Genomic DNA, 26,457 nt, shown 5'->3' on the forward strand with positions numbered 1-26,457 from the left:
GGCGGCGCGGGACGATGATCAGCGCTGCGCCGTCTGCCAGTCCGGGTGGATCCACGGCTGGGCATTGTCGCGGGGCAGGGGCTGCTTGCCGAGGATGTGGTCCGAGGCCTTCTCGCCGGTCATGATCGAGGGCGCGTTGAGGTTGCCGTTGGTGATCTGCGGGAAGATCGAGCTGTCGGCGACCCGCAGCCCCTCGACACCGATCACCCGGCATTCCGGGTCGACCACCGCCATTGGATCACTCGCCGCGCCCATCCGGCAGGTGCCACAGGGATGGTAGGCGCTTTCGGCGTGCTCGCGGATGAAGTCGTCGAGCTCCGCGTCCGACTGCACCGCGTCGCCGGGCTGGATCTCGTGGCCGCGGTAGGGGGCAAACGCCTCCTGGCCGAAGATCTCGCGGGTCAGGCGGATGCAGGTGCGGAAATCACTCCAGTCGTCTTCATGCGACATGTAGTTGAAGAAGATGCTGGGCGCGTCCTTGGGATCCGCCGACTTCAACGACACGGCGCCGCGCGATTTGGAGCGCATAGGGCCGACGTGGGCCTGGAAGCCGTGGCCTTCCGCAGCCGCCTTGCCGTCATAGCGCACGGCGATGGGCAGGAAGTGGTACTGGATGTCGGGGTATTCGACACCGGGCTTGGAGCGCACGAAGGCGCAGCTCTCGAACTGGTTCGAGGCGCCCGGGCCCTTGCGGGTGAAGAGCCATTGCGCGCCCACGTAGGCCTTGCCGAAGAGGTTCCAGTACTTGAACAGCGACACCGGCTGGGTCGCCGCCTGCTGGATGTAAAGCTCCAGATGGTCCTGCAGGTTCTGCCCGACGCCTGGACGATCGGCCACGACCTCGATGCCATGCTCCTTGAGATGGTCGGCGGGACCGACGCCGGAGAGCATCAGCAGCTTCGGCGAGTTGATCGACGAGGCCGAAAGGATCACCTCCTTCTCGGCCTTGATCACCTCGACCTTGCCCTTGCGCTCGATCTCGAGGCCCGTGGCGCGGCCGTTCTCGATGACCACCTTGCGGGCGAAGCCGCGCACGACCTCGACGTTGCCGGTGGCGATGGCGGGCTTGAGGTAGGCCTTGTAGGCCGACCAGCGCTCTCCCTTGTAGATGGTCGCCTCGAACGGGCCGAAGCCCTCCTGCTTCTCGCCGTTGTAGTCGTCGGTGGCCTCGTAGCCCGCCTGCACACCGGCCTCGACGAAGGCGCGGGTGAGCGGGTTGTCGCGCTTGCCGCGCGAGACATGCAGCGGGCCGGACTTGCCGCGCCAGTCGGCATCGCCGCCGTGGCCGCCCTCGTGCCAGGTTTCCATGCGCTTGTAGTAAGGCAGCACGTCGGCATAGGCCCAGCCCTGCGCACCCATCTCTTCCCAGGTGTCGAAGTCGCGGGCATGGCCGCGCACATAGACCATTCCGTTGATCGACGAGGAGCCGCCCAGCACCTTGCCGCGCGGCGTGGCGAGGCGGCGATTGTCCAGGTGCGGCTCGGGTTCGGACTCATAGCCCCAGTCGTAGCGCTTCATGTTCATCGGGTACGACAACGCGCCGGGCATCTGGATGAAGGGGCCGGCGTCGGTGCCGCCGAACTCCACCACGATGACCTTCTTGCCCGCCTCCGCGAGGCGGTAGGCGATGGCGCAGCCTGCGGAGCCGGCGCCGACGATGACATAGTCTGCCTGCATCAGGGCCTCCTTCAGAACGGGGCTTCGGTCGGGTTCATCCCGACGTAGACGGATTTCAACTGGCTGTAGTGCTCGATGGCGGCCTTGGAGTTCTCGCGGCCCACGCCCGACATCTTGGAGCCGCCGAAGGGCGCCTCGACCGGCGTCAGGTTGTAGGCATTGATGTAGCAGGTGCCCGCCTCGAAGCCCGCCGCCACGCGGTGCGCGCGGGTGAGGTCCGCGGTGAAGACACCGGCGGCGAGGCCGAACTGGGTGTCATTGGCGCGGGTCAGCGCCTCCTCCTCGGTGGCGAACTTGAGTACCGACATGACCGGCCCGAAGATTTCCTCGCGGGCGATGGTCATCTCGTCGGTGACATCGGCAAAGAGCGTCGGCTCGATGTAGAAGCCCGCACCGTCCAGCACCTTGCCGCCCTTCACGAGCCGTGCGCCTTCCTCGACACCCTTGGCGATATAGCCCTCGACGATCTCGCGCTGACGGGCCGAGACCATCGGGCCGATGGTGGTGGCCTCGTCCATCGGATCGCCGATCAGCGCATTGTCCATGCGCTCGGCGACGCGGGCGACGAACTGATCGTAGAGCCCCTCCTGCACGAAGACGCGGGTGCCATTCGAGCAGATCTGGCCGGTGGAGTAGAAGTTGCCGTTGATCGCCGCGGCGACGGCGCTTTCGAGATCGGCGTCATCGAAGACGACGATCGGGGACTTGCCGCCGAGCTCCATGGTCACGTGACGGATGCCGTCGGCGGCCGCGGCATAGACCTTGCGGCCGGTCGGCACGGAGCCGGTGAGCGACACCTTGTCGACCCGCGGATCGGTGATCAGCGATGCGCCGACGGCGCCATAGCCCTGCACGACGTTGAAGACGCCCGCCGGAGCACCCGCCTCGATCAGGATCTCGGCCAGCTTCAGCGCGGTGAGCGGGGTCATCTCGGAGGGCTTGAAGATCATCGCGTTGCCGCAGGCCAGCGCCGGGGCGGCCTTCCAGCTGGCGATCTGGATCGGGTAGTTCCAGGCGCCGATGCCGACGCAGACGCCGAGCGGCTCACGGCGGGTGTAGACGAAATCGCCGCCCGCCACGGGGATGTGCTCGCCGGTCAGCGTGCCCGCCAGACCGCCGAAGTATTCCAGAGCGTCGGCGCCCGAAGCGGCGTCGGCGATCAGCGTCTCGGACATCGGCTTGCCGGTGTCATGAGTCTCGATCTCGGACAGCTCGCGGTTGCGCTCGCGCAGGAGGTCGGCCGCCTTGCGCAGAACGCGGCCGCGCTCGGTGCCCGACAGAGCACCCCATGCGGCCTGCGCCGCCTTGGCCGCGGCGAGCGCCTGCTCGATGATCGCCGGGGTGGCGGCGTGCAGGGTGGCGATCACCTCGCCGGTGTGAGGATAGATCACCTCGATCTTCTCGCCTGCGGTGTCATCTACATAGGCGCCGTTGATGAAGTGGCTTCCAGCGGGTTGGTAGGCAGAGGTCATGATTACTCCTGAGGTCCTGCAAGGGGGGCCATGGGCGCCGGATCGGCGTCCGCCATGGAGATGTCGTCGTTTTCGTGAACTTCGGTGCATTCTGCGGCGATGGCGCGCAGCACGTGTTGGGCGCCTTCCGAGCCGTCGACTTCGCCGACGGCTTCCTCGCGCGGGCGCAGCATCTTGGTGTCTAGCGCGTAGCGCAGGTAGAGCCCGTCGATCAGACCACCGATTCGCCGCGCCACATCCGGTGCGCGCTCGGCGATTCTCGGGCGCAGCGCGAAGACGAGGTTGCTGTGCAGCCGGCGCTGATAGAGGTAGAGCAGCCGCCGCGCCTCTTCCGAGCGCAGCGCGAGTGCGTAAAAATTGACCCAGGCCGAGATCGCCTCGCGGCGGAAGCTGCCCATGCCGAAACTGGCCTGCACGATGGCGTTCACCCGATCCTCGGGCGTCCTGGCCCCGGCGAGGGCATGGGTCACGTCTGCTTTATATTCCGAGAGGATAGAGCGCATCGCGGCGAGAAACAGCGTGTCCTTGTCGTGGAAGTAGTGGAACGCCAGCCCCGGCGAGACACCGGCGCTCTTGGCGATCTGGCTGGTGGTGACGTTGAGCGTGCCCGAGGCACCGATCTCGCGGATCGTCGCAGCGATCAGATCTCTGCGTCTTTCTTCCTCGGATTTGCGTGCCATGCGGGGCTCCCACAGATTTTTGGTTGCTTTTCTGGAATAACCCGTCATTAATTGACTCGTCAATCAATAACTCAGACTTCATCACGCTAACCTCAAAAGGGGACCCTATGAAACTCGTACTGACCACCTCCGCCATCGCTCTTTGCGCAAGCGCCGCCGCTGCAGATTGCTCCAAAGTCAGGTTCTCGGATGTGGGATGGACGGACATCACCGCCACCACGGCCGCGACCACGACCGTGCTGCAGGCGATGGGGTATGATACCGAGATCAGCGTGCTTTCCGTGCCGGTGACCTACGTGTCGCTGGAAGAGGGGGACATGGATGTCTTCCTCGGCAACTGGATGCCCACCATGGAGGCCGACATCGCGCCCTACCGCGAGGCAGGCACCGTCGACACGGTCCGCGCCAACCTCGAAGGCGCGAAGTACACGCTGGCCACCAATGCCGCCGGGGCCGCGCTGGGAATCACCGATTTCGCCGACATCGCCGCGCATGCCGATGAGCTGGACGAGACCATCTACGGCATCGAGCCCGGCAACGACGGCAACCGCCTGATCATGGACATGATCGAGGCGAACGCCTTCGGTCTCGAGGAGTTCGACGTCAAGGAAAGCTCCGAGCAGGGCATGCTGAGCCAGGTCGCGCGCCTGTCCAAGAAGGACGATCCCATCGTCTTCCTCGGCTGGGAGCCGCACCCGATGAACGCCAACTTCGACCTAACCTACCTCTCGGGCGGCGACGAGTGGTTCGGCCCGGACTTCGGCGGGGCCACGGTCTACACCAACACCCGCGCCGGCTATGTCGAGGAATGCCCCAACGTCGGCAAACTGCTGAACAACCTCGAGTTCTCGCTGCAGATGGAAAACGAAATCATGGGCGCGATCCTCAACGACGGCGAAAAGGCGGATGACGCCGCCAAGGCCTGGCTGACCGCCAACCCCGAGGCGCTGGACGGCTGGCTCGACGGCGTGACCACGCTCGACGGCGAGCCCGCGCTTCCGGCGGTGAAAACGGCCCTGGGTCTCTGATCCCGGCTGTCGCACCTTGGCTTCGCGTTCCGGCGCGGAGCCAGACGGCATCTTTCTCCTGATTGCTCATAAAAAGGAGCGCAGCCTTGGATTGGCTCACTTCATACAAGATACCTGTCGGCGACTTCGCGGCCTTCATCTTCGAAGGCATCCGTGACCACGCCGAAGGTCTGCTCGATCTGCTCTCCGTCGTTCTCGAAACGATGATCGAGGGCATCCTCTGGGTTCTGCAGGAACCCCATCCGTTCATCATCATCGCCGCCTTCATGCTGTTCGCCTGGCTGATCCAGCGCAGCTGGAAGATCTGCGCCTTCGTCGCGCTCGGTTTCCTGTTCGTCCTCAACCAGGGCTACTGGGAGGAGACCACGGAGAGCCTGACGCTGGTGCTTTCGGCCTGCGTCGTCTGCATGGCCATCGGCGTGCCCGTGGGGATCGCCGCCGCGCACCGGCCCCGGCTCTACGCCGTGCTGCGCCCGATCCTCGACCTGATGCAGACGCTGCCCACCTTCGTCTACCTGATCCCGGCGATCGTCTTCTTCGGCATCGGCATGGTGCCCGGCCTCATCGCCACGGTGATCTTCGTGCTGCCCGCGCCGATCCGCCTGACCCAGCTCGGCATCTCCTCGACCCCGGACCAACTGACCGAGGCGGTGCGTGCCTTCGGCGGCACCAACCGCGACGTGCTGCTGAAGGCCGAACTGCCCTATGCGCTGCCGCAGATCATGGCCGGCCTCAACCAGACCATCATGCTGGCGCTGTCGATGGTGGTGATCGCCGCGCTGGTCGGTGCCGACGGTCTCGGCGTGCCGGTGGTCCGCGCGCTCAACCAGGTGAACACCTCGCTCGGCTTCGAGAGCGGCCTGGTGATCGTGGTCGTGGCCATCCTGCTCGACCGTCTACTCAACCTGGGAGGCGACAAGAAATGACCGTAGCCGTGAAAATCGACAACGTCTCCATCGTCTTCGGCGAGGAGCCGGAGACGGCGCTGCCGCTGATGGACGAGGGCCTCGACCGGGCCACCATCCAGGAGCGCACCGACCAGGTTCTGGGCGTGCACGACTGCAACCTCGACGTGCAGGAGGGCGAGATCCTCGTGCTCATGGGGCTGTCGGGCTCGGGCAAGTCGACCTTGCTGCGTGGGATCAACGGCCTCAACCCGGTGGTGCGCGGCGGCGTGCATGTCCGCGAAGGCGAGCGGATGGTCAATGTGACCGACGCGAGCGCCAACGACCTGCGCCGGATCCGCCGCGAGCGCGTCGCCATGGTGTTCCAGCAGTTCGGCCTGCTTCCCTGGCGCTCGGTCGCCGAGAACGTCGGGCTCGGCTTGGAACTGGGCGGCATGGGCAAGGCCGATCGCCGCAAGAAGGTGCTCGAGCAGCTCGAGCTGGTCGGACTGTCCGACTGGGCCGACAACAAGGTGAGCGAGCTTTCGGGCGGCATGCAGCAGCGCGTCGGCCTGGCCCGCGCCTTTGCCACCGAGGCGCCGATCCTGCTGATGGACGAGCCCTTCTCGGCGCTCGACCCGCTGATCCGCACCAAGCTGCAGGACGAGCTTCTGGAGCTGCAGGCCAAGCTCAAGCGCACGATCATCTTCGTCAGCCACGATCTCGACGAAGCCTTCAAGATCGGCAACCGCATCGCGATCATGGAGGGGGGGCGCATCGTGCAGTGCGGCACGCCGAACCAGATCGCCGGTGATCCGGCCAACGACTACGTCGCCGAGTTCGTGGCGCATTCCAACCCGCTCAGCTTCCTGCGGGCCAAGGACGTGATGCAGCCCTCCGAGGCGCCGGCCGAGGTCGAGGTCGACGAGGAGACGCCGGTGCTCGAGTTTGCCGCCAACATGACCGAGCGCAACGCGCCGGTGGCGGTGACGCGGGACGGCGTGCGCGTCGGCACCGTGACGCCCGCAACGCTGCTGGAGCGGCTGGTGGCGCAGTAGCGTCGCCTTGGAACTTGAAGGCTGGAAGGCGCGGCATCAGCCGCGCCTTTCTTCTTTTCCGGCGGTTTCGGCTTGTTTCCGGGGGCGTTCAGCCCGCGTAGACCAGCAGCAGGTTCACCCGCGCCCCGCCGCGCCGCATCTCGCGTTCCAGCAGCGCCTGCCGGCGGGCCAACTGCAGTTTCTCGAGCGCCCTTTGGCGGGCGTTGTAAAGCTCGCGGACGCGCGAGCCGCGGTTGCCGATCTGCACCGAAAGGTGGGTCTGCCGCCCCGGGAAGAACCCCCTCACGTTGCGCTGCGCCGCGCGAAAGGCCTCGTCCGCCTCGATCCAGGCGCTGTAGGTTTTCAGCAAGAGTCGTCGTGATGCGGAAGCCATGCGTCTCCTCCCCAGGATGTGCCTCGTTCTCGACAGGGTTCCAGTATAGGGGGCACGGCTGCGGCTGTCAGCATCGCCAAGTGACGCAGGGGGAAGATGTGAACGGCCGAGAGGCTCAGCTCCCGGCGCGCACCGCCCAGGGCAGGATCTCGGAGATCATCTGCCGCGCGGCCCGGTCGAAGGCCGCAACGATGCTCGCCGTGCCGTCATCAGCCGCGGGCGCGCGCACCTCGAAGGTGCGGCTGGCCACCACCACCACGTCGCGCTCGCGCACCAGCCGCAGCATCAGCCGCAGATGCACCGACACCGGCGCGTCGGCAGAGCCGCCGTAGCTCTCGGCCTGGAAGTCGGTCAGCTCGCCGAGCAGCGCGTAATCGCCCTGTGCCCCGAGCGGCGCCCGGCCCACCGAGGCGAAGGCGCCAGTTTCGGCGAGGCTGCGCACCAGCAGGGTCTGCAGCATGGCGGGCGCGTCGTCGGACCAGCGCGCCTCGGGCAGGTATTGCGCCTGCAACGGGGCGGGGCGGATCATGATCCGCTCGCTGCTCAGCGCGCCGCTGGCAATCGGCGGCTCGACCACCAGTTCGGCCCAGCCGCGCCCCGCCGCACCGTCGATGGCCGGCGTCTGCAGCTCGTAGACGTCGAGCGGCTCCGAGGCCGTGTCGAGCGCCGAGATCGCGGCGCAGCCGGAGGTGCCGAGGGCAAGGGCAAGGGCGGGAAACAGGAATCTCGGGAACATGGGATCACCTTCGGTATTCGGGGGCACGGTCGTCGAGGAAGAAGCGCGTCGGGTCGCGGCGGAGCTGCGTGGTGAGCGCGTCGAGGTTGTCGATCAGCGCGCGCGCCTCCGCGGCGAGCCGGCCGAATTGGGGCAGGGCGGTAGCGCTGAAATCGCGCAGCGCAGGGCGGGTCTCGCCGACCGCGCCTTCGAGGCCGGCGAAGGCGGCAGCGGCGGAGCGGCTGGCGGCCCGCAGCTCGCTGGTGATCCCGGGGATCTCGCCCGAAACCTGCCCGATCGCCGTCTCGAGTTCGGCGAGCGTGTCGCGCAACTGCGCGGCGATCGGCGCGACTTCCTGGGTGATCGCCCGGTCGGCGCCGTCAAAGGCACGCTCGGCGGCCGAGAGCGCGCGGTCGCCGGTCTCGAGCGTGCCGTTGATCGTCGAGAGCGTCACATTCGCCGCGGCAAAGGTCGAGCGCGCGGCTTCCAGCGTCTCCGAGGCCTCCCCGGCGAGCCCGTCGAGCTGGCCCGAGGCGGAGCTGAGGTCGGCGCCGACGGTCTCGATTGTCTGCACCGCCGAGCGGGTGGCGGCGCGGATGTCCTCGAAGATGGCGGTCAGATCGGCGCCGGTGCTGTCGCCGAAGCCGCGGATCACCGCGGTGGCCTCGGTCGTGGCCTCGCGCAGCTCTGCGATCAGCGCGGCGCCATCCCCGGCCAGCAGCCCGTCGAGCCGCTGCGCCGCCCCGTCGACGCTGCGCGAGGTCTGCGACAGGTCTGCAATCAGCCCGTCCATGGCGGCAATCGTGGCCTCGGCCTCGCTCAGGCGCGCGGTGGCGGCGCTGCCGGTCTCGGTGAAGGTCTCGGCAAGGGTTCCGGCCTGCGCGCTCAGCTCGGCGAAACGGGTCTCGATCTCGGCCACGGTGCCTTGCAGCTGGTCGGTCGCCGGGCCGAGCCGGTCGGTGATGTAGCTCTCGGCGACCGCGGCCGTGTCGGTGCCCTGCGCCACGAGCCCGCGCGCCTCTTCCGACAGGGTGGTGATCGCCCGCAGCGTCTCCTGCGCCTCGGCCATGACCCCGGCGACATCGCCGGTCAGCCCCTCGACGCTGGCGTTGAAGCGGTCCATCTGGTCGGTGAAGGTCGAGACCGCCCCGGTCACGCTGGACAGATCCTGCAGCGTCTGCGACAGCTCGCCCGAGGCCTGCTCGACGTTGCTGAGGATCGTGGTCACCCGCTGCTGGTTCTCGCTGCCAAGCATCTGGCGCAGACCGCGGACCAACTCGAGCGTCTCGTCGAGGATCTCGGGGCCGGATTCGGTCAGCGATTGCAGGGCGGACTGCCCGGCCTCGATCTGCGGCACCGTCTCGCCGGTCTGTTCCGGCAGCAGCCGCGCGCCGGGGCTGCCGGAGGTGATGCTGACGTAGCCGACGCCGGTCACCCCCTGCGCCTCGATCGTGGCGATGGAATTGCTGCGCACCGGCGTCCCGGCGGCGACCTCGGCGCGGACGCGAACCGTGCCGTTCTGCTCGGGCGAGAGCCCGAGGCTCACCACCTGTCCCACCGGCAGGCCGGCAAAGCGCACCTCGGAAGCCACCGAGAGGCCCGAGACCGAGGGGAAATCGATGTCGTAGTAGTCGAACTGCCGGTCGAGCTCGACATTGGCGAACCACAGCAGGAAGCCAAGCAGGCCGAGAAAGCCCGCGATGGCGAAGGCTCCGACAAGCACGTAGTTGGCGCGGGTTTCCATGGTCAGTCAGCCTCGGTCTTCGTGTCGGGCCGGACCGCGTCGCGCGCGAGGCGCGCTCTCGGCCCGGTGAAATATTCCTGCACCCACGGGTGATCGACCTCCAGCATCTCGGGCAGCGTGCCGGTGACGAGCACCCGCTTTTCCGCCAGCACCGCGATACGGTCGCAGGTTGCATAGAGCGTGTCGAGGTCATGGGTGACAAGAAAGACGGTCAGCCCGAGCGCCTCGCTCAAGGTGTTGATGAGCTGGTCGAAGGCAGAGGCGCCGATCGGGTCGAGCCCGGCGGTGGGCTCGTCGAGAAACACCACCTCGGGATCGAGCGCCAGCGCCCGCGCCAGTCCGGCGCGCTTGCGCATCCCGCCCGACAGCTCCGAGGGGTAGGCGTCTCCGGCGCGGTAGGGCAGCCCCACCAGCGAGATCTTGAGATCGGCCAGCGCCCGCCGCAGCTCGGGCGTCAGGTCGGGGATCCGGCGCAGCGGCACCTCGACGTTCTCGCGCACTGTGAGCGAGGAGAAGAGTGCGCCGTCCTGAAACATCACGCCCCAGCGGTCATCGAGCCGGTCACGGTCGTCGGGCGAGGCGGTCAGCACCTCGGTGCCGAAGGCCTCGATCCGGCCCGCCGCCGGGCGCTCGAGCCCGGTGATGGCGCGCAGCAGCACCGATTTGCCGGTGCCCGAGCCGCCGACCACGCCGAGGATCTCGCCGCGGTAGACATCGAGGTCGAGCCCGTCGTGCACCACGTGGCTGCCGAACTGGGTGCGCAGGCCGCGCACGCGGATGATCGGCGCGCTGTCGTCAGGCTGGGTCACATCCCCACCTCGGCAAAGAAGATGGAAAAGAGCGCATCGGCGACGATGACCGCGAAGATCGCGGTGACCACGGCGCTCGAGGTCATCCGCCCCAGCGATTCCGCGTCGCCCTTCACCTGCATCCCGGCGTGGCAGCCGACCACGCCGATGATCACCGCGAAGACCGGCGCCTTGACCAGCCCGACGATCACGTTGCTGATGTCGATGTCGGCCACCAGCCGGGTGCGGAACATCGAGGGCGAGATGCCCAATTCGATCCAGGACATCAGGGCGCCGCCGAACAGCCCCATGATGTCGGCGATAAGCCCGAGGATCGGCAGCATCAGCAGCAGCGCGAGGATGCGCGGCACGAAGAGCACGGTGACCGGGTCGAGCCCGAGCGTGCGCATGGCGTCGATTTCCTGGCGCATCTTCATCGAGCCGATGGCGGCGCAAAAGGCCGAGGCGGTGCGGCCCGCGACGATGATCGCGGTGAGCAGGATGCCAAGCTCGCGCAGCACCGAGATGGCGATGAGATCGACCACGAAGACCTCGGCGCCGAACTGGCGCAGCTGTGTCGCGCCCTGGAAGGCCAGCACCACACCGATCAGGAAGGCCATGAGCGACACGATCGGCACGGCGCGCAGCCCCACGTCGTCGCAATGGGCAACCAGCGAGGTGAAGCGAAATTCGCGCGGGTGGATTACCACGCGGAAGAGCCCGGCGAGGAACATGCCGAGGAAGGCCACCAGTCCGCGCAGGAAGTCGTAGCCGCCGACGACGCGTTTGCCGGTGGCCTCGAACAGGGCGCGCAGCCCGGTCGCCGTGCCGGGCGCGGGCTCCGCCACCGGCATCGCGCGGCGCACCGTGTCCAACAGCAGCTCCGCCGCCTCGCTGGCACCCCGGTAGCGCAGGCGGCCGCCGCTTGCGGCAGCGCGCCGCTCGAGGTCCGCCAGGGCCCAGGCCCCGGCGGTGTCGATCCTTGTGACCTTGGAGAGATCGATGACCGAGGTCTGCGGCACTTCCTTGAGCCCAGCCTGCAGACTGGCGAGTGCGTGCACGGTCAACGCCCCGGAAAGGCTGATCACCGGCGCGGCGCCTGATTCTTCGTGCTCGATCTGCAAGCCTGAGGTGGGCATGGAAGTGGTCATGGGCCGGAAGGCTCCCCGCGTATCTTTTTCATTTTGAAGGCTTTTGCCCGGCTTCGCCAGTAGAATTCGCTGCGCCGGGCCGGGCGGTTTGACGCAACCTTGCGTTGGTCGCGTCGGCTGGCAGGTCGCTCCGCGTCCCGCTTTCTGCCTTGGTTCTGGCCGCTGTCACTCGCGGCTCTCGCCCCCGGCTGCACGGAATTTAGGCAACCGCCGCCTCGAAACGCTTTGGAGGTGATTAAACGTTTAATTTCCCGTTGACCGGCGGGAATGGCGCTGATTAATCGTTTCACCAAAGAGGAAACGGCATGGCCAGCATAAAGCAGATCGCACAGGATATCGGGGTTTCGGCCGCCACGGTTTCGAACGCGCTGACCGGCAAGGGTCGCGTGTCGAAAGAGCTGGCCGATCGCATCCGTGCCCGCGCCGAGGCGCTCGGCTACCGCCCGAGCAGCGCCGCGCGCGCGCTGAAGACCGGGCAGAGTGGTATTCTCGGCCTCGTCATGCCCGACCTGACCAACCCGCTGTTTCCGCGCATCGCGCAGAACCTGTCGATCGCCGCCGAGGCGCGTGGTCTCGGCATCCTCATCGCCGACTCCCGCGGCAGCGAGGCGCGGCAGACCGAGGCGCTGCAGCAGCTTGTCGGCCGCGGCGTCGACGGGGTGGTGGTGGTGCCGCAGAAGGGCACCTCGCCCGCGGCGCCGGGGCTGCCCATGGTGACGATCAACACCGCCCGCGATCCACGCAACACCGTTTCGGCCGATCACATCGGCGGCGGCGCTCTCATCGGCGCGCATATTCGCGAACTGGGCCACAGCGATGTCGTGCTGCTCGGCGGCGACCGGGTGTCGGACGTGCAGCAGGACCGCATGCGCGGCATGGCCGACGGCCTCGGCCCGAGCGTCCGCGTCCGGACGGTCTGGGGCGACGCCGGTCTTGCGGCGCTGCCGGACCTCGTGGGGCAGGGCGCGACCGCCATCCTCGCCACGTCCGACCTGTTGGCGCTCGCCGCGCTGTCGGAGCTTGCGAGGGCGGGGATTTCCGTGCCCGAGCATGTCAGCCTCACCGGCTTCGACGATCTGCCGTTTGCCACCGCCATGCACCCGGCGCTGACCACCACCGCGCAGGACGTGGGCGCCATCGCGGAATACGCGCTGGAGGTGCTGACCAGTCTCATTGCCGGCGGCCTGCGCCCCGATGCCGGCCATGCGGTGCCCATGCAGCTTGTGCCGCGCGCGTCGACAGCCGCGCCCCGATAAGCAATCACGCCCCTGATAAGACCCCCGACCAACACGGAGAGACTGCCATGAAGACCACTCTTTCGATCCTCGCGCTTGCCAGTGCACTCGGCACCGCCGCCCAGGCCCAGGACAAGACGCTGACCATCTCGGTCTATTCCTTCGCCCAGGACGAGTACCGCGAAGCGCTCTACGATCCCTTCGAGGCGATCTGCGGCTGCGAGCTGGTCGTCGAGACCGGCAACAGCGTCGAGCGCATGGCGAAGATCGAGGCCAATGCCGCCGATCCGGTGATCGACATGGCGGTGATCTCCACGCAGGACGCGCTGGCGCTGGCCCGCAAGGATCTGATCCAGCCGCTCGACACCGCGAAGCTGAGCAGCTTCGACAAGCTCTACGACAGCGCCAAGGACCCCATCGGCAACAACATGGCCGTCGGCTACACGTTCTACGCGAGCTCCATCGTCTACCGCTCGGACCTTGTGGAGATTTCCAGCTGGGGTGACCTGCTCGGCGAAGAGCTGGCCGGTCAGGTGGCCCTGCCCAACATCACCGGCACGCAGGGCCCGCTCACCGTCATGATGCTGGGCAAGGCCATGGGCGAGGAAGGCGATCTCTCGCCGGTGATCTCCGAGATCGGGGCGCATTCCGATGACATCGTGACCTTTTATTCGCGTTCGTCCGAGCTGGTGCAGCTGATGAACCAGCAGGAAGTGATCGCCGCCCCGGTGGGCCGTTTCGCCTGGGGCAGCTTCAAGGACGCGGGGCTGCCCTTCGCCTGGGCCGAGCCCGAGGAAGGCCAGGCCGGTGGCATGAACGTGATGGTCATGACCAAGGGCAACGGCAACGAGGAGCTGGCCTACCAGTTCATGGACTACTGGCTGTCGACCGAGGTGCAAACCAAGATTGGCGAGATGCTGATCGATAGCCCGGCCAACAAGGAAGTCGAACTCAGCGCGGACGCCGCCGAGAACCTCACCTATGGCGCGGATGTCATTGAATCGCTGAACATCCTGCCGGCCGCCGAAGTGCTCGACAAGCGCGAGGGCTGGGTCGAGCAGTGGAACGCCGAGGTGATCCAGTAACCTGATCGCCGGGGGTTTTCTCCCTCCCTTGTTGCCCCCGCGAATGGCCATGGATGCCCCATCTTCCTGGCGTCCATGGCCCCCCGAACACCCTGATCGCACGTGGCTCCCCGGCGGGCCTCGGCGATCCGAGCGCTCCGCCCCGCGGGCCGAGCGCCTTCCGACACCCGCCCCAGACAGAGGGGAACACGCATCATGTTTCGCAACACCCGCGAGGGGCTGGCGCTGGCGCTTCCCGCCGCCATCTTCTCGACGCTGCTCTTCCTCGTTCCGGTGGGCATCCTGCTCTCCGAGGCCTTCCGCGGCACCACCGGCGGCTGGTCGCTGCAGGGCTACATCGACTTCTTCTCGACGCCGCTCAACCGCACGGTCTTCCTGCGCACGCTGAAGCTGGGCGTTCTGGTGGCGGGCACGGCGGCGGTGATCGGCTATGCCGCCGCCTTCTGCATCGTCAACCTCGGACCGAAATCGCGAGGTAAGGTCTTCGGGATGGTCGTGTTGCCGCTGATGATCTCGCCGGTCGCGCGCACCTACGCCTGGATCGTCATCCTTGGCCGCACCGGCATCGTCAACGAGGCAATCACCGGGCTGGGCCTGTCGGACACGCCGCTGCGGCTGCTGTTCACCGAGACCGCCGTGTTCCTCGGCCTGCTGCAGCTCTTCCTGCCGCTGATGATCATCAGCCTCGTGTCGGCGATGGAGAACATCCCGCGCGACGTGATCCCCGCCGCCCGCGTGCTGGGCGCGAGCTGGTTCGCGGTCTTCTTCAAGGTGATCCTGCCGCTGACCAAGGAAGGGCTCGTCATCGGCGGCACGCTGGTCTTCACCGGCGCGCTCACCGCCTACATCACCCCGGCGATCCTCGGCGGCTCGAAGGTGCTGATGCTGGAAACGCTGCTCTACCAGCGGGTCAACGTGTCGAACGATTTCGTCTCGGCCAGCGTCATCGCCATGATCCTCATCGTCATGTCCTTCTCGGCGAACCTGCTGCTGAAGCGCATCGCCACCGCCCGGAGCTGACCTCATGAACACCTCCATGCGCCACCTCGCGAACTGGTCGATCCTCGGCCTGACGCTGACCTTCCTGATCGGGCCGTTCCTGATCATCATCCTCGCCGGGGCCTCGGACACCGAGTATCTCGCCTTCCCGCCGCAGGGGCTGACCTTCAAGTGGTACCTCAAGGTCTTCACCGTCGAGAGCTTCCGCGCCTCCTTCCTGCTGTCGATGGCGCTGGCGGTCTTCGGCACGCTGGCGGCGCTGCTGCTCGGGGTGCCGGCGGCCTATGCGCTCAACCGCTACGACCTGCCGATGGCCGAGACCGTGCGCACCATCGTCGCCGCGCCGATCATCGTGCCGGGCATCATCGTCGGCCTCGCGCTCCTGCGCTACATGGTGGTCCCGACCGGCGTGACGGTCACCTTGGCCCTCTTTATGGCGCACACCGCGCTGGTGCTGCCCTACGCGGTGCGGGTTGTCTCCTCGTCGATGACCAACCTGCGCGCGGATATGGAAGAGGCCGCGGTGCTGCTCGGATGCACGCGCCTGCAGGCCTTCACCAAGGTGGTGCTGCCGAACATCCGCGGCGGGGTGCTCGCCGCCTTCATCCTCGGCTTCGTCACCTCCTTCAATCAGGTGCCGGTCTCGCTGTTCCTCTCGGGGCCCGGCGTCCGCACCCTGCCCATCGACATGCTGGCCTACATGGAGATCACCTTCGATCCCTCCGTCGCCGCGCTCTCGGCGCTTCTGGCCTTCATGTCGCTCGCCATCGTCTTCACCGCCGAACGCCTGCTGGGATTCTCTCGCTATGTCTGACGCCTTCGTCCAACTCTCCGATCTCACCCTCAGCTACGGTAAATCGGTCGCCGTGCCGAACCTCGATCTGTCGATCCGCGAAGGCGAGCTGATCGCACTGCTCGGCCCGTCGGGCTGCGGCAAGACCACCACCATGCGCGCCATCGCCGGGCTGCTGTCGCCCACCGGCGGCACAATCACCATCGACGGGCGCGACGTGACCCGCGTGCCCGCCAACAAGCGCGGCATCGGGCTGGTGTTCCAGAGCTACGCGCTCTTCCCGCATCTGATGGCCTACGAAAACGTCGCCTTCGGCCTGCGCCTGCAGAAGCTTCCCGAAGCCGAGATCAAGCAGCGCACCGAGGAAGGTCTGGCGACCGTCGGCCTCACCGGTTTTGAGAAGCGCAAGCCCGCCGAGATGTCGGGCGGCCAGCAGCAGCGCGTGGCGCTGGCGCGGTCGCTTGTCATGCGGCCCAAGGTGCTGCTGCTCGACGAGCCGCTGTCGAACCTCGACGCCCGGCTGCGCCTCGAGATGCGCACCGAGCTGCAGCGGGTGCAGAAGGAGACCGGCATCACCATGGTCTTCGTCACCCACGACCAGGCCGAGGCGCTGGCGCTCGCCGACCGCATCGTGCTGATGAAGGACGGCAAGATCGAGCAGCTCGGCACACCGTCGGATCTCTACGCCCGCCCGGCGACCGCCTTTGCCGCCGAGTTCATGGGCTTCGAGAACATCTTCAAGGTCGAGGGCGCCGAGGTGGTCAGCGCCAACGGCCGCCTGCCGCTTGAGGCCCGGCCTGAGAGCTCGATCCTCGCCTGGCGCCCGGATGCGGTGACCGTGGGCAGCGGCCCGCATGAGGGCCGCGTTGCCGCCTGCAGCTTTGCCGGGGCGCATCGCGAATATGTCATCGACAGCGCGCTCGGCCCGATCAAGGCCGATGCCGCCATCGCGCTGCCCGAGGTGCCGCTGGGAGAGACCATCCGCTTCGACCTGCCGCTCTCCACCGCGCGGGGACTCGCGGCATGAGGCTCTGGGTCGACACCGACTACGGCTTCGACGACCTCTGGGCACTGCTGCTGCTGCGCCACTACGGGGCGACGGTCGAGGGCATTTCGCTGGTGGCGGGCAACACGCCGCTGCCGCAGGTCATCGCCAATGCGCTCGGCGCCGCGCAGGCCTACGGGATCGACGCGCCGCTGCATGCCGGGGCCGAGAAAGCGCTTGTCCGCGAGGTCGAGACCGCGCAGGAGATCCTCGGCGAGAAGGGCATGGACAGCCGCGGCCGCTTCCTGCCCGAGGTCGATGGCCCGCAGCCGCCGGCTGATGCCATCGAGGCGCTGGCCGCATGGTTGATGTTGGACGGCCCGCGCGAGGTGCTCGCGCTCGCCCCGCTGACCAATATCGCGCTGTTGGTGCAGCGCTTCCCACAGGCCGCCGCGCGCATCACCCGGCTGGTCTGGATGGGCGGCAGCAACGGGCCGGGCAACCATTCGCCGCTGGCCGAGTTCAACGCCCTCTGTGATCCCGAGGCGGCAGCGATCGTCGCCGAGGCAGGTCTGCCGCTCGAGGTCATCGACCTGATGATCTGTCGCCAGGCGACCTTCGGCTCCGACGACATGCCGCAGACCGATCCGCTCACCGCGGACTTGCTCGGGGGATACCTCGACATCGGCCTCGAACGCGGCCGTACCGGCATGGCGATCTACGATCCCGTCGCCGCCCTCGCCATGGTCCGGCCCGAAGCCTTTGCCTTCGAGCGCCAGAGCCTGTCCGTTTCGACCCGCAAGGACGAGACCTACGGCGCCACCGACTTCACCGCCGATCCGCAGGGGCTGACCCGCCTGCCGACCGCTCCCCTCGACGACATCGCACGGCTCTGCCTCGAGGCTCTGGCGGGAGCGGACGCATGACCTTTCCCAGTGATCTCAACGGTCCCGCGCTGCGGGCCCGCGCGGTGCAGGCCGCGCGCGGCGAGGCGCCCTTCGACCTGCTGATCGAGGGCGGCACGGTGCTCGACATGGTGACCGGGCGCGGCCGCAAGGCCGACATCGGTATCACCGGCCCGCTCATCGCCAGCGTCCACGCCCCCGATCCCGCGCGCAAGGCCAAGGCGCGCATCGGCGCGCGCGGCATGACGCTCGTGCCGGGGTTCATCGACAGCCACATGCACGTGGAGAGCTCGATGATCACCGCCGCGGAATATGCCGCCGCTGTGGTGCCCCGCGGAGTGACGACGGCGCTCTGGGACCCGCACGAGCTGGCCAATGTCTCGGGCGAGGCGGGGCTCGGTTTTGCCTGCGACGCGGTCAAGGACCTGCCGCTGCGCCTGCTGCCGCTGGTGCCGACCTGCGTGCCCTCGGCGCCGGGCTACGAGGTTTCGGGCGGTGATTTCACCCCCGAGACCGTCGCCCGCTGGCTGGCGCGGGGCGACATTCAAGGCGCCGCCGAGCTGATGACCATGCGCCCGCTGCTCGAGGGCGATCCGCGTGTCGCCGGGATCGTGCAGGCCGGGCTCGACGCGGGCAAGCGGGTCTGCGGCCACGCACGCGGGCTCACCGGCGGCGATCTCGCGGGCTTTGCCGCCGCCGGGGTCGAGACCGACCACGAGCTCACCGGCGCCGGCGACCTCATGGCAAAACTCGAGGCGGGCTTCACCATCGAGCTGCGCGGCTCGCACGAGCACCTGCTGCCCGAGTTCGCCGAAGCACTGGTGGAACTGGGCGAGCTGCCGCAGACGGTGACGCTCTGCACCGATGACATCTTCCCCGACGACCTGGTCCGCAAGGGCGGGCTCGACGGGGTGATCCGCATGCTCATCGACTGCGGGCTGCCGCCGGTCTGGGCCTATCGCGCCGCCACGCTCAACGCCGCGAGCCGCATCGGACGGCCCGACCTCGGCCTCGTCGCGCCGGGGCGCCGCGCCGATCTTGTGCTGCTCTCGGATCTCGAGGCGGTGCGTGCCGAGGTGGTTATTGCGAACGGGCAGGAAGTCGCCCGGGCCGGCAAGCCGACGAGCCTGCCGTCCGCCGCGGCCGTGCCGGCGGCGCTGCGGCAGACCATGCGCCTCGATCCCGTGACGCCGGAGGATTTCGAGATCGCCGCGACGGGCCCGCGCGCGCGCATCGCCACCCTCTCCAAGCCGCGCTTCCCGGTCTGGGGCGAGCGCCGGGTCGCGGTCGAGGAGGGCAGGCTGGTGCTGCCCGAGGACATGATCCGTATGGGCATCGTCAACCGCCATGGCGCGGCCACGCCGATGCGCACCGCCTTTCTCGAGAACTGGGGCGACTGGCGCTGTGCCTTTGCCACCACGGTCTCGCACGACAGCCACAACCTCACGGTCTTCGGGCGCCGCCCCGAGGACATGGCCGCCGCCGCCAATGCGCTGCGCGACTGCGGCGGCGGGGTCGCCGTCGCTTCCCGGGGCAAGGTGCTGCATTGCCTGCCGCTGCCGGTCGCAGGGCTGATCTCCGAGGCGCCGCTGGCGCAAGTGGCCGAGAGCTTCGCCGCGCTGCGCGCGACGCTCGACGGGCTGGTCGGCTGGCAGCCGCCCTACCTGGTGTTCAAGGCGCTCTTCGGCGCCTCGCTGGTCTGCAACGCCGGGCCGCGGCTGAGCGACGTCGGGCTGGTCGATCCCTTCGCGGGCAAGGTGCTGGAGAGCTGCGTGCTGGAGGACGGGCTGGGCTGAGCTTCGGTCCGGCGCTCGGGAGGGGCAGGAGTGCTTCCAGAAGGGGCGCTGCCCCTCTTGCCGCTGCGCGGCAATTCACCCCGGCGTATTTGGAAAGAGAAGAAGGCCCTGGGCTGGAAGCATGCAAAGGGCCCGCACGCTTGGCGTACGGGCCCTGTCTTGTCATGTGCGCGTGATCACTTCAGGTCGAAGCGGTCGGCGTTCATCACCTTGGTCCAGGCATCGACGAAGGCGGCGAGGAAGGTCTCGGTGCCATCGTCCTGGGCGTAGATCTCGGCGTAGGCGCGCAGGATCGAGTTCGAGCCGAACACCAGGTCGACACGGGTCGCGGTCCATTTCACCTCGCCGGTCTTGCGGTCGCGGATCTCGTAGAGGTCGCGGCCCGCGGGCACCCAGCTGTACGCCATGTCCGTCAGGTTGACGAAGTAGTCCGTGGTCAGTGCGCCGGGACGGCCCGTGAAGACGCCATGCTTGGTGCCGCCGTGGTTGGTGTCCATGGCGCGCATGCCGCCGAGCAGGACGGTCATCTCGTTCGCCGTCAGGCCCATGAGCTGCGCCCGGTCGAGCAGCATCTCTTCCGAGGAGACCACGTAGTCCTGCTTCTTCCAGTTGCGGAAGCCATCGGCCAGCGGCTCGAGCGGCTCGAAGCTCTCGGCATCGGTCATCTCGTCGGTGGCGTCACCGCGGCCCGGTGCGAAGGGCACCGAGATGTCGTGGCCGGCCGCCTTGGCCGCCAGTTCCACGCCGACGTTGCCGGCCAGGACGATGGTGTCCGCGAGGCTTGCACCGGCGGCGGTTGCCAGCGGCTCGAGCACGTTGAGCACGCGGGCCAGACGCGCGGGCTCGTTGCCTTCCCAGTCCTTCTGCGGGGCGAGACGGATGCGCGCGCCATTGGCACCGCCGCGCATGTCCGAGCCGCGGTAGGTGCGGGCGCTGTCCCAGGCGGTCGACACGAGATCGGACACGCTCAGGCCCGAGGCCGCGATCTTCGCCTTGAGGCCGCCGATGTCGTAGCCGGTGGTGCCGGCGGGGATCGGGTCCTGCCAGATCAGGTCCTCGGCGGGCACGTCGGGGCCGACGTAGCGCACCTTCGGGCCCATGTCGCGGTGGGTCAGCTTGAACCAGGCGCGGGCGAAGGTTTCCGAAAAATACGCCGGATCGGCCATGAACTTCTGGCAGATCGCGTTGTAGACCGGGTCGACCTTCATCGCCATGTCGGCGTCGGTCATCATCGGCATGCACTTGATCGAGGCGTCCTCGACGTCGACCGGCATGTCCTCGTCGTTGATCGCGACGGGCTTGTACTGCCAGGCGCCGGCGGGCGACTTGGTCAGTTCCCACTCGTGACCGAAGAGCATCTCGAAGTAACCCATGTCCCACTGGGTCGGGTTCTTCGTCCAGGCGCCCTCGATGCCGGACACCACGGTGTCCCGGCCGATGCCGCGGCCCTTGGTGTTCATCCAGCCCATGCCCTGCGCGGTCACATCCGCCGCTTCGGGATCGGCGGAGAGGTCATCGGCGCTGCCGTTGCCGTGCGATTTGCCGATGGTGTGGCCGCCGGCAGTAAGCGCCGCGGTCTCTTCATCGTTCATCGCCATGCGGGCGAAGGTCTCGCGCAGGTGCGCTGCGGTCTTCACCGGGTCGGGCTGGCCGTTGACGCCTTCGGGGTTGACGTAGATCAGGCCCATCTGCACCGCGGCGAGCGGGTTTTCCATGGTCGAGGGGTCGGCCACGTCGTCGTAGCGGTTGTCGGACGGCGCGAGCCATTCCTTCTCGGCGCCCCAGTAGACGTCTTTCTCGGGGTGCCAGATGTCCTCGCGGCCGAAGGCGAAGCCAAAGGTCTTCAGACCCGCGACCTCATAGGCGATGGTGCCCGACAGGACCATCAGGTCGGCCCAGGAGATCTTGTTGCCGTACTTCTTCTTGATCGGCCAGAGCAGGCGGCGGCCCTTGTCGGTGTTGACGTTGTCCGGCCAGCTGTTCAGCGGTGCGAAACGCTGGTTGCCGGTGCCGGCACCGCCGCGGCCGTCCGCCAGACGGTAGGAGCCTGCCGCGTGCCATGCGACGCGGGCGAACATGCCGACGTAGGAGCCCCAGTCTGCGGGCCACCACTCCTGGCTGTCCTTCATCAGCTGACGCAGGTCATCCTTCAGGGCTTCGACGTCCAGCTTCTTCAGCTCTTCACGGTAGTCGAAGGCCGGGGCGAAGGGCTTCGTCTTGCTGTCGTGCTGGTGCAGGATGTCGAGGTTCAGCGCGTTCGGCCACCAGCTGGTCACCGAGGTTGCGGTCGAGGTCTGACCGCCGTGCATCACCGGGCATCCGCCCGAGGGTTTCACATCATTTCCGTCCATCGTTGGCTCCGGCATTCGCTGCGTTGGGTTGTTCTCTGCGGGTCCGTGCCGCCATTCGGCCCTGGGGCCGATGGGGTGGTCAGGCACCGCGGCCCAAGGTCTACAGGCTGCGCGCGATAAACGGAAATCGGATTTATTTGGATATGTGATAATGTATAGTTATCACAATACCTGCCGGAAGACTTGCCGCGCCGGGCAGGGGTCTTTGCCGGGAACTCCTGCCGCGCTGGATGGTTCCCAAGGCATGAATGATCTTGGCACAACGTCCCGCATGTCCATCGCCAACAGCGAAACCATCCACCGCCCGTCCGAGGAACGCTCGGTCGACAGCGCCTCGCGGCTCTCCGCGCGGCTGATCTACGAGGTCATCCGCCGCGACGGCGAGGAGGAGCTGAACCGCCCCTCGGTGTCGCTGATCTGGTCGGGACTCGCGGCGGGCATCCTGATCAGCCTGTCGGTGATCGCCCAGGCGGTGCTGCTGACCTATCTGCCCGAGGCCGACTGGGCGGTCCTGGTCGAGAGTCTCGGCTATTCGCTGGGCTTCATCGTGGTGATCTACGGGCGGATGCAGCTCTTCACCGAGAACACCATCACCACCGTCATGCCCGTGGTGGCGCAGCGCTCGGCGACCTGCCTGCGCAAGATGATCCGGCTCTGGGCGATTGTGCTGGCGGCAAACGTGGTCGGCGCGATGATCGCCTCGGGCTTCCTGCTGCTGCCCGGAGTGCTGCCGCCGGAGCTGACAGAGAGCCTGCTGGCGGTGGCCCGCCACGCTGTCGAGGGCACGGCGGGCGGAAACTTCGTGCGCGCCATGCCCGCCGGGGTGCTGATCGCCGCGCTGGTCTGGGTCATGCCCGGCGCACGCGGCGAGGCGCTGGTGATCGTCCTGGCCATGACCTGGCTGCTGGCGGTCGCCGGCTTTGCCCATGTCATCGCCGGATCGGTGGAGGCGGGGCTACTCGTCTGGCATGGAGACATGGGCATGGCCCAGGCCGTTTTCGGGTTCTTCCTGCCGGTGCTCGCCGGCAACGTGGTGGGCGGCACCGCGATCTTCACGCTGGTCACCTGGGGGCAGGTGAAGAACGAGGTTGCCCAGGCGGATACGCCGGACGAGCCCGAAAAGCCCGCGAATGCGCAGCGCGCCTAGGCGGCCTCGGGCGCGGACGGGTTGCCGGTTTGCGTGTTGCCGGTTTGCTGGATGCGGAAGTTCCAGGCGATCACCGCGTTCAGCACCGCCGCGCCGATGAAGGAATAGACCACCAGTTCGAGCGGCAGCACGAAGCAGGAGACAAGGAAGATCACCGCGTCGAAGCTCATCTGGAACCAGCCGGTCTTGAAGCCGGTCTTCTCCTCGACGATCAGCGCCAGCACGCCGAGCCCGCCGGCGGAGGCATTGTGGCGAAATAGTGCGATGAGGCCGGCACCGGCGCTCGCCCCGGCGAGGATCGCGGCGACCAGCGGCGGTAGATGGTCGAAGGAGACCCAGCGCTGCAGAAGCGGCGTGGTCACCGAGATGCCGACCACCGCCGCGATGGTGCGCAGGGTGAAGGTCTTGCCGCGGCGTTTCCACGACAGCCAGAAGAACGGCATGCTCACCAAAAGGAAGATCGCCCCGAAATCCAGCGGCAGCACGTAGGACAGCAGCACCGAGGCCCCGGCGGTCTGGCCGGTGATCAGCCCTGCGGCCTTGAGGAAGACCACGCTGAGGCTGGCCATGAGCACGCCGAAGGCGATGCCTTGCGCGTCGTAGAGCGAGATCGGGGATTTCAGGTTCATCGGGAGGTCTCCGGGCTGGCGGCAGGTCTGAAAGGTTGGTCGAGGGGCAGGGCGCTTAGGGTCGGTTGGCCGGCGAGAGCACCTGGGAGAGGGCGCTTTCCCCGTCATCGAGGGTGCCGTCGAGCCTGCCGGCGAGCAGGGCGGCGGTGGTCGGGCCGAGGGTGAAGCCCTGGTGGCCGTGGCCGAAGTGGAACCACAGGCCCTTGTGACGCGGCGCTTCCCCGGCCAGCGGCAGCATGCCCGGCAGGCAGGGGCGCGTGCCGGACCATTGCGGCTCCTCGACACGGGCGCCGATCTCGAGCATGTCCGACAGCGCCGCGCGGCCGCGGTCGAGCTGGCGCAGGTCGGCGGGCGCGCCGCGGGCGACCAGCGCGGCCCCGGTGGCAATGCGCAGCCCGGCCTGCATCTGGCCCGCGACCACGCCGTTGTCCATGTCGACGATCGGCCGCAGCGGCGGCTGCGCGGTCTCGAAGTGGCCGTGGTAGCCGCGCTTGTAGATCATCGGAATGCGGTAGCCGAAGCGGCGCAGCAGAGAGGGCGACCAGGGCCCCAGCGCAACCACCGCGTGCTCGGCTTCGACGTCTTCGGCGACGGTCCGCACGCGCCAGCCCCCGAAGGTCTGGGTCAGCGTCTCGGCATCGCCCTCCAGCAGGCGCCCGCCGCGGCCTGCGAAGAGCCGGGCATAGGCGTGCACCAGGCAACCGGGCGCGCTGCAGCTCCAGCTGTCGGACCAGTGGATGACGCCGGCGGGATCGCCGCGCAGGGCAGGGTCCTCGCGCCGGTAGTCGGTCCCCGAAAGCGCCCGGTGCCGCACGCCGTACTCGCGGCCGAGCCTTTCAGCATCCGCGGCATCGGCCTCGAAGGCGGCGCCGCTGCGGTATAGCTGCACCAGGCCGTCCCGGGTGATGAGGTTGCCTGCGCCCGCGGCCTCGATCAGCGGCGCGTGATCCGCCGTGGCGCGGGCGGTCAGTTGCGCATAGCTGCGCGAAATCCCGGCGTGGCGGCGCGGCGCGGAATGGCGGAAGTACGACCAGAGCGCCGGGGCCATCTGCGCGACGCCGCGCAGCGACCAGGTCACGTCGTTGCTGCGCCCGGTGGCAAAGGACCAGAGCGTGCCGAGATCGCGCGGCAACCCGTAGGGCTCCGCCGCCTCGGCCTGGATGATCCCGGCGTTACCGAAGGAGGTCTCGCGTCCCGGTGCGCCGCGGTCGACGAGGCTCACCGCATGGCCGCGCGTCTGCAGCGCGAGCGCGGTCGACACACCGACCATTCCGGCACCGAGAACAAGGATGTCAGCCATGCGCGGGCTCCTTGTGTGAAAGCGTTGCGGCGCGGACCGCGATCCCGCCGATCAGGATGTCGAGAAGAACGGCGAAGCTCTCGTCGTAGGAGACGTCGGCACCGTTCTGCCAGCGCAGCACGAAGATGCGGTTGGCAAGCTGCGGCAGGGCGGCCTGAGTCAGCGGGTAGGCCTCGGCATCGACCTCGGCCATGCGCTGCGAGATACGGTTTTCCCAGGACCCGTCCTCGGAGGCCGGCGCGGGCGCCAGTTCCATGGTCACGAACCCGCAGAGCCCGCCGATCAGCGCGTTGAACGCATCGCGCAACGCTGCGCCCTCAAAGCCGCCGTCGTGCAGCGCGGCCAGCACGGTCTCGATCCAGTCGAGGTTGGCGACGCCGTTGGACTTCATCTGGGCGCCGAGCAGCGGCGAGATATTGGGATGGCGGTGCACCGCGGCGCGATAGGCATGGAACACCTGTTTCAGGCGCTCGGTCCAGGGCGCCTGCGGATCCTGCGCCGCCGCCAGCCCGCCGGTGATGGTGGCGGCGATGGCGGCAAAGAGGTCTTCCTTGGAGCCGCCGACATGCCAGTAGATCACCGCCGGGGAGACGCCGAGGCTGCGCGCCAGCTCGCGCAGGGAAAAGGCCGATAACCCTTTGGCGTCGATCTGCGCGATGGCGGCCTCGACGACCTGCGCGCGGGTCAGCCCGACGGCTGCGGCACGGCCCCTTAGCGGCTTGGCAGTGTCGGTCTCCGAAAGGCGGCTCATACGCAATTCCTCACGCGCTGGCGCGGTGTCCGAGGCTGTCTTAGCTGGGGCGTTTGCGTCATGGGCGGTTCTTCCTCGCGGGTCGGCACCGGCATAGCGCATCAATTGAACAGTGTTCAATTGAAAATCTTATCCTCCGAGGGTCGAACGCCGCGTCACGCGCGACCAGGGTCAGCGCGGGCCGTTCGGGCGGCTGAGAACGAAAGCCGCGGCGCCACCCATGCACAATGCCTGCAGGAGAAGAACACGGCTCGGCACCTGTAGCCAGAGACTGAGCCCGAACGCCGCCGCCATCATCGTCACCGCCATGGCCTTGTAAAGCGGTGCAATGGCGCCATGCGCGCTCCAGTCGGCAATCATCGGCCCGAAGCGCGGATGTTCGGCAAGGTAGAGGTGCAACCGCGGCGAGCTTTTGGAAAAGGCAAAGGCTGCGAGGATTACGAAAGGTGTCGTCGGCAGCAAGGGAAGGACAATCCCGACCGTGCCCGCGAAGAGCGCCAGCGCGCCGACCACCAGCCATACGAGGCGCAGGCCGCCGAAGCGCGGCTGGGGCAGCTCATTGTGGTGCTCAGGGCTCATCTGGGGCTCGAGTGGCGATGCAAGGGCGACTGCACATGTAGGTAGCGCGGCTCGGATGCCAAGCAAAGGCAGGATGCTGTGTTTGGCGCTCTCGGGGCGCGGAGGTGCGCAAACGGCAGCGTTCGCTACCGACGAGTCGGCCTGAGTTGGGTTTTGTTGTTTATTTACAGTTTTATAGAGTGATTTTTGCATTCCAGATTCGCGGGTGCCCCATGAGAGCTCAAGGATCGTTGCGACAGGCTCCGCTATCTCAGTTTCGCCATTTCCTCTCTGAAGGCTTCTGCCGGGGTTCTCCAGCCGAGGCATTTTCGCGGTGTCGCATTCAATCTCTC

General features: G+C 67.8%; 24 protein-coding genes. 11 read left to right on the forward strand and 13 right to left on the reverse strand.

Going from position 1 to position 26,457, the window contains the following annotated elements:
* Positions 1–18: 18 nt before the first annotated feature.
* From betA to betI, 3 genes are read right to left on the reverse strand one after another with little or no spacing between them, the layout of a single operon-like run.
* Entirely contained in the window at positions 19–1,677 is a 1,659-nt protein-coding gene (gene betA, locus LC039_RS22865; protein WP_226628542.1) for a choline dehydrogenase, read from the reverse strand.
* An 11-nt stretch (positions 1,678–1,688) separates the two neighbouring features.
* The gene (gene betB, locus LC039_RS22870; RefSeq protein WP_226628543.1) at positions 1,689–3,149 is read right to left on the reverse strand and encodes a betaine-aldehyde dehydrogenase; all 1,461 of its coding nucleotides are present in this window, start codon (positions 3,147–3,149) and stop codon (positions 1,689–1,691) included.
* A gap of 2 nt (positions 3,150–3,151) precedes the next feature.
* Positions 3,152–3,829: a transcriptional regulator BetI gene (gene betI / locus LC039_RS22875; RefSeq protein WP_226628544.1), complete on the reverse strand. Its 678-nt coding sequence runs from the start codon at positions 3,827–3,829 to the stop codon at positions 3,152–3,154.
* A gap of 107 nt (positions 3,830–3,936) precedes the next feature.
* On the opposite strand from betI, the gene choX reads away from it, so the two are divergent.
* The 3 genes from choX to choV all read left to right on the forward strand — a co-directional run bounded on the left by choX (position 3,937) and on the right by choV (position 6,799).
* Positions 3,937–4,857: a choline ABC transporter substrate-binding protein gene (choX, locus tag LC039_RS22880; protein WP_226628545.1), complete on the forward strand. Its 921-nt coding sequence runs from the start codon at positions 3,937–3,939 to the stop codon at positions 4,855–4,857.
* An 86-nt stretch (positions 4,858–4,943) separates the two neighbouring features.
* Positions 4,944–5,783 carry a choline ABC transporter permease subunit gene (choW, locus tag LC039_RS22885; RefSeq protein ID WP_226628546.1) on the forward strand — a complete coding sequence of 280 codons (840 nt, stop codon included), beginning with the start codon at positions 4,944–4,946 and terminating at the stop codon, positions 5,781–5,783.
* Entirely contained in the window at positions 5,780–6,799 is a 1,020-nt protein-coding gene (gene choV, locus LC039_RS22890) for a choline ABC transporter ATP-binding protein (protein WP_226628547.1), read from the forward strand. The genes choW and choV overlap by 4 nt, the downstream gene beginning before the upstream one ends.
* A gap of 88 nt (positions 6,800–6,887) precedes the next feature.
* On the opposite strand, the gene LC039_RS22895 is transcribed toward choV, so the two are convergent.
* The 5 genes from LC039_RS22895 to LC039_RS22915 form a co-directional block, all read right to left on the reverse strand.
* Positions 6,888–7,172 carry a hypothetical protein gene (locus tag LC039_RS22895; RefSeq protein WP_226628549.1) on the reverse strand — a complete coding sequence of 95 codons (285 nt, stop codon included), beginning with the start codon at positions 7,170–7,172 and terminating at the stop codon, positions 6,888–6,890.
* 115 nt (positions 7,173–7,287) lie between these two features.
* On the reverse strand, positions 7,288–7,908 hold the full coding sequence (locus tag LC039_RS22900) for an ABC-type transport auxiliary lipoprotein family protein (protein WP_226628556.1): 621 nt from the start codon (positions 7,906–7,908) through the stop codon (positions 7,288–7,290).
* Positions 7,909–7,912: 4 nt separating this feature from the next.
* Positions 7,913–9,631 (reverse strand): MlaD family protein, encoded by a 1,719-nt coding sequence (locus LC039_RS22905; protein ID WP_226628559.1) that lies wholly within the window; start codon positions 9,629–9,631, stop codon positions 7,913–7,915.
* A 2-nt stretch (positions 9,632–9,633) separates the two neighbouring features.
* Positions 9,634–10,440 (reverse strand): ABC transporter ATP-binding protein, encoded by an 807-nt coding sequence (locus LC039_RS22910; RefSeq protein WP_226628561.1) that lies wholly within the window; start codon positions 10,438–10,440, stop codon positions 9,634–9,636.
* Positions 10,437–11,570 (reverse strand): ABC transporter permease, encoded by a 1,134-nt coding sequence (locus LC039_RS22915; protein WP_226628566.1) that lies wholly within the window; start codon positions 11,568–11,570, stop codon positions 10,437–10,439. Before LC039_RS22915 ends, LC039_RS22910 begins: the two co-directional genes overlap by 4 nt.
* A 305-nt stretch (positions 11,571–11,875) precedes the next feature.
* Between LC039_RS22915 and LC039_RS22920 the strand changes: the two genes are divergently transcribed.
* The 7 genes from LC039_RS22920 (at position 11,876) to LC039_RS22950 (ending at position 19,368) form a co-directional block, all read left to right on the forward strand.
* Positions 11,876–12,826: a LacI family DNA-binding transcriptional regulator gene (locus LC039_RS22920; RefSeq protein ID WP_226628567.1), complete on the forward strand. Its 951-nt coding sequence runs from the start codon at positions 11,876–11,878 to the stop codon at positions 12,824–12,826.
* 47 nt (positions 12,827–12,873) lie between these two features.
* Positions 12,874–13,890, forward strand: coding sequence for an ABC transporter substrate-binding protein (locus LC039_RS22925; RefSeq protein ID WP_226628568.1), 1,017 nt, complete (start codon positions 12,874–12,876; stop codon positions 13,888–13,890).
* Between the two features lie 195 nt (positions 13,891–14,085).
* The gene (locus LC039_RS22930; RefSeq protein ID WP_226628569.1) at positions 14,086–14,910 is read left to right on the forward strand and encodes an ABC transporter permease; all 825 of its coding nucleotides are present in this window, start codon (positions 14,086–14,088) and stop codon (positions 14,908–14,910) included.
* A gap of 4 nt (positions 14,911–14,914) precedes the next feature.
* Complete coding sequence (locus LC039_RS22935; protein WP_226628570.1) at positions 14,915–15,703, forward strand: ABC transporter permease; 789 nt, start codon at positions 14,915–14,917, stop codon at positions 15,701–15,703.
* Entirely contained in the window at positions 15,696–16,709 is a 1,014-nt protein-coding gene (locus LC039_RS22940; RefSeq protein ID WP_226628571.1) for an ABC transporter ATP-binding protein, read from the forward strand. The genes LC039_RS22935 and LC039_RS22940 overlap by 8 nt, the downstream gene beginning before the upstream one ends.
* Positions 16,706–17,593, forward strand: coding sequence for a nucleoside hydrolase (locus tag LC039_RS22945; RefSeq protein ID WP_226628572.1), 888 nt, complete (start codon positions 16,706–16,708; stop codon positions 17,591–17,593). The genes LC039_RS22940 and LC039_RS22945 overlap by 4 nt, the downstream gene beginning before the upstream one ends.
* Positions 17,590–19,368 (forward strand): adenine deaminase, encoded by a 1,779-nt coding sequence (locus LC039_RS22950; protein WP_226628574.1) that lies wholly within the window; start codon positions 17,590–17,592, stop codon positions 19,366–19,368. Before LC039_RS22945 ends, LC039_RS22950 begins: the two co-directional genes overlap by 4 nt.
* Before the next feature lie 176 nt (positions 19,369–19,544).
* Here the strand turns inward: LC039_RS22950 and katG are convergent, their stop codons facing one another.
* Complete coding sequence (gene katG, locus LC039_RS22955; RefSeq protein ID WP_226628576.1) at positions 19,545–21,719, reverse strand: catalase/peroxidase HPI; 2,175 nt, start codon at positions 21,717–21,719, stop codon at positions 19,545–19,547.
* Between the two features lie 271 nt (positions 21,720–21,990).
* On the opposite strand from katG, the gene LC039_RS22960 reads away from it, so the two are divergent.
* Positions 21,991–22,866 (forward strand): formate/nitrite transporter family protein, encoded by an 876-nt coding sequence (locus LC039_RS22960; RefSeq protein WP_226628578.1) that lies wholly within the window; start codon positions 21,991–21,993, stop codon positions 22,864–22,866.
* Here the strand turns inward: LC039_RS22960 and LC039_RS22965 are convergent.
* From LC039_RS22965 to LC039_RS27005, 4 genes are all read right to left on the reverse strand, one after another.
* Positions 22,863–23,495: a YitT family protein gene (locus tag LC039_RS22965; protein WP_226628579.1), complete on the reverse strand. Its 633-nt coding sequence runs from the start codon at positions 23,493–23,495 to the stop codon at positions 22,863–22,865. The genes LC039_RS22960 and LC039_RS22965 overlap by 4 nt on opposite strands.
* Positions 23,496–23,550: 55 nt before the next feature.
* Complete coding sequence (locus LC039_RS22970; protein WP_226628580.1) at positions 23,551–24,795, reverse strand: NAD(P)/FAD-dependent oxidoreductase; 1,245 nt, start codon at positions 24,793–24,795, stop codon at positions 23,551–23,553.
* The gene (locus LC039_RS22975; protein ID WP_226628581.1) at positions 24,788–25,546 is read right to left on the reverse strand and encodes a TetR/AcrR family transcriptional regulator; all 759 of its coding nucleotides are present in this window, start codon (positions 25,544–25,546) and stop codon (positions 24,788–24,790) included. Before LC039_RS22975 ends, LC039_RS22970 begins: the two co-directional genes overlap by 8 nt.
* A gap of 171 nt (positions 25,547–25,717) precedes the next feature.
* On the reverse strand, positions 25,718–26,457 hold a 740-nt coding region (locus LC039_RS27005), incomplete at its 5' end, for a YbaN family protein (protein ID WP_319003742.1).

The sequence above is a fragment of the Alloyangia pacifica genome (assembly GCF_020524285.1).
Classification (GTDB): domain Bacteria; phylum Pseudomonadota; class Alphaproteobacteria; order Rhodobacterales; family Rhodobacteraceae; genus Salipiger; species Salipiger pacificus_B.

Coding starts and splice junctions, on each gene's coding strand:
- betA (WP_226628542.1), bottom strand. CDS start 1,677: ATGCAGGCAGACTATGTCATCGTCGGCGCCGGCTCCGCAGGCTGCGCC.
- betB (WP_226628543.1), bottom strand. CDS start 3,149: ATGACCTCTGCCTACCAACCCGCTGGAAGCCACTTCATCAACGGCGCC.
- betI (WP_226628544.1), bottom strand. CDS start 3,829: ATGGCACGCAAATCCGAGGAAGAAAGACGCAGAGATCTGATCGCTGCG.
- choX (WP_226628545.1), top strand. CDS start 3,937: ATGAAACTCGTACTGACCACCTCCGCCATCGCTCTTTGCGCAAGCGCC.
- choV (WP_226628547.1), top strand. CDS start 5,780: ATGACCGTAGCCGTGAAAATCGACAACGTCTCCATCGTCTTCGGCGAG.
- LC039_RS22895 (WP_226628549.1), bottom strand. CDS start 7,172: ATGGCTTCCGCATCACGACGACTCTTGCTGAAAACCTACAGCGCCTGG.
- LC039_RS22900 (WP_226628556.1), bottom strand. CDS start 7,908: ATGTTCCCGAGATTCCTGTTTCCCGCCCTTGCCCTTGCCCTCGGCACC.
- LC039_RS22905 (WP_226628559.1), bottom strand. CDS start 9,631: ATGGAAACCCGCGCCAACTACGTGCTTGTCGGAGCCTTCGCCATCGCG.
- LC039_RS22915 (WP_226628566.1), bottom strand. CDS start 11,570: ATGACCACTTCCATGCCCACCTCAGGCTTGCAGATCGAGCACGAAGAA.
- LC039_RS22920 (WP_226628567.1), top strand. CDS start 11,876: ATGGCCAGCATAAAGCAGATCGCACAGGATATCGGGGTTTCGGCCGCC.
- LC039_RS22925 (WP_226628568.1), top strand. CDS start 12,874: ATGAAGACCACTCTTTCGATCCTCGCGCTTGCCAGTGCACTCGGCACC.
- LC039_RS22930 (WP_226628569.1), top strand. CDS start 14,086: ATGTTTCGCAACACCCGCGAGGGGCTGGCGCTGGCGCTTCCCGCCGCC.
- LC039_RS22935 (WP_226628570.1), top strand. CDS start 14,915: ATGAACACCTCCATGCGCCACCTCGCGAACTGGTCGATCCTCGGCCTG.
- LC039_RS22940 (WP_226628571.1), top strand. CDS start 15,696: ATGTCTGACGCCTTCGTCCAACTCTCCGATCTCACCCTCAGCTACGGT.
- LC039_RS22945 (WP_226628572.1), top strand. CDS start 16,706: ATGAGGCTCTGGGTCGACACCGACTACGGCTTCGACGACCTCTGGGCA.
- LC039_RS22950 (WP_226628574.1), top strand. CDS start 17,590: ATGACCTTTCCCAGTGATCTCAACGGTCCCGCGCTGCGGGCCCGCGCG.
- katG (WP_226628576.1), bottom strand. CDS start 21,719: ATGGACGGAAATGATGTGAAACCCTCGGGCGGATGCCCGGTGATGCAC.
- LC039_RS22960 (WP_226628578.1), top strand. CDS start 21,991: ATGTCCATCGCCAACAGCGAAACCATCCACCGCCCGTCCGAGGAACGC.
- LC039_RS22965 (WP_226628579.1), bottom strand. CDS start 23,495: ATGAACCTGAAATCCCCGATCTCGCTCTACGACGCGCAAGGCATCGCC.
- LC039_RS22970 (WP_226628580.1), bottom strand. CDS start 24,795: ATGGCTGACATCCTTGTTCTCGGTGCCGGAATGGTCGGTGTGTCGACC.
- LC039_RS22975 (WP_226628581.1), bottom strand. CDS start 25,546: ATGAGCCGCCTTTCGGAGACCGACACTGCCAAGCCGCTAAGGGGCCGT.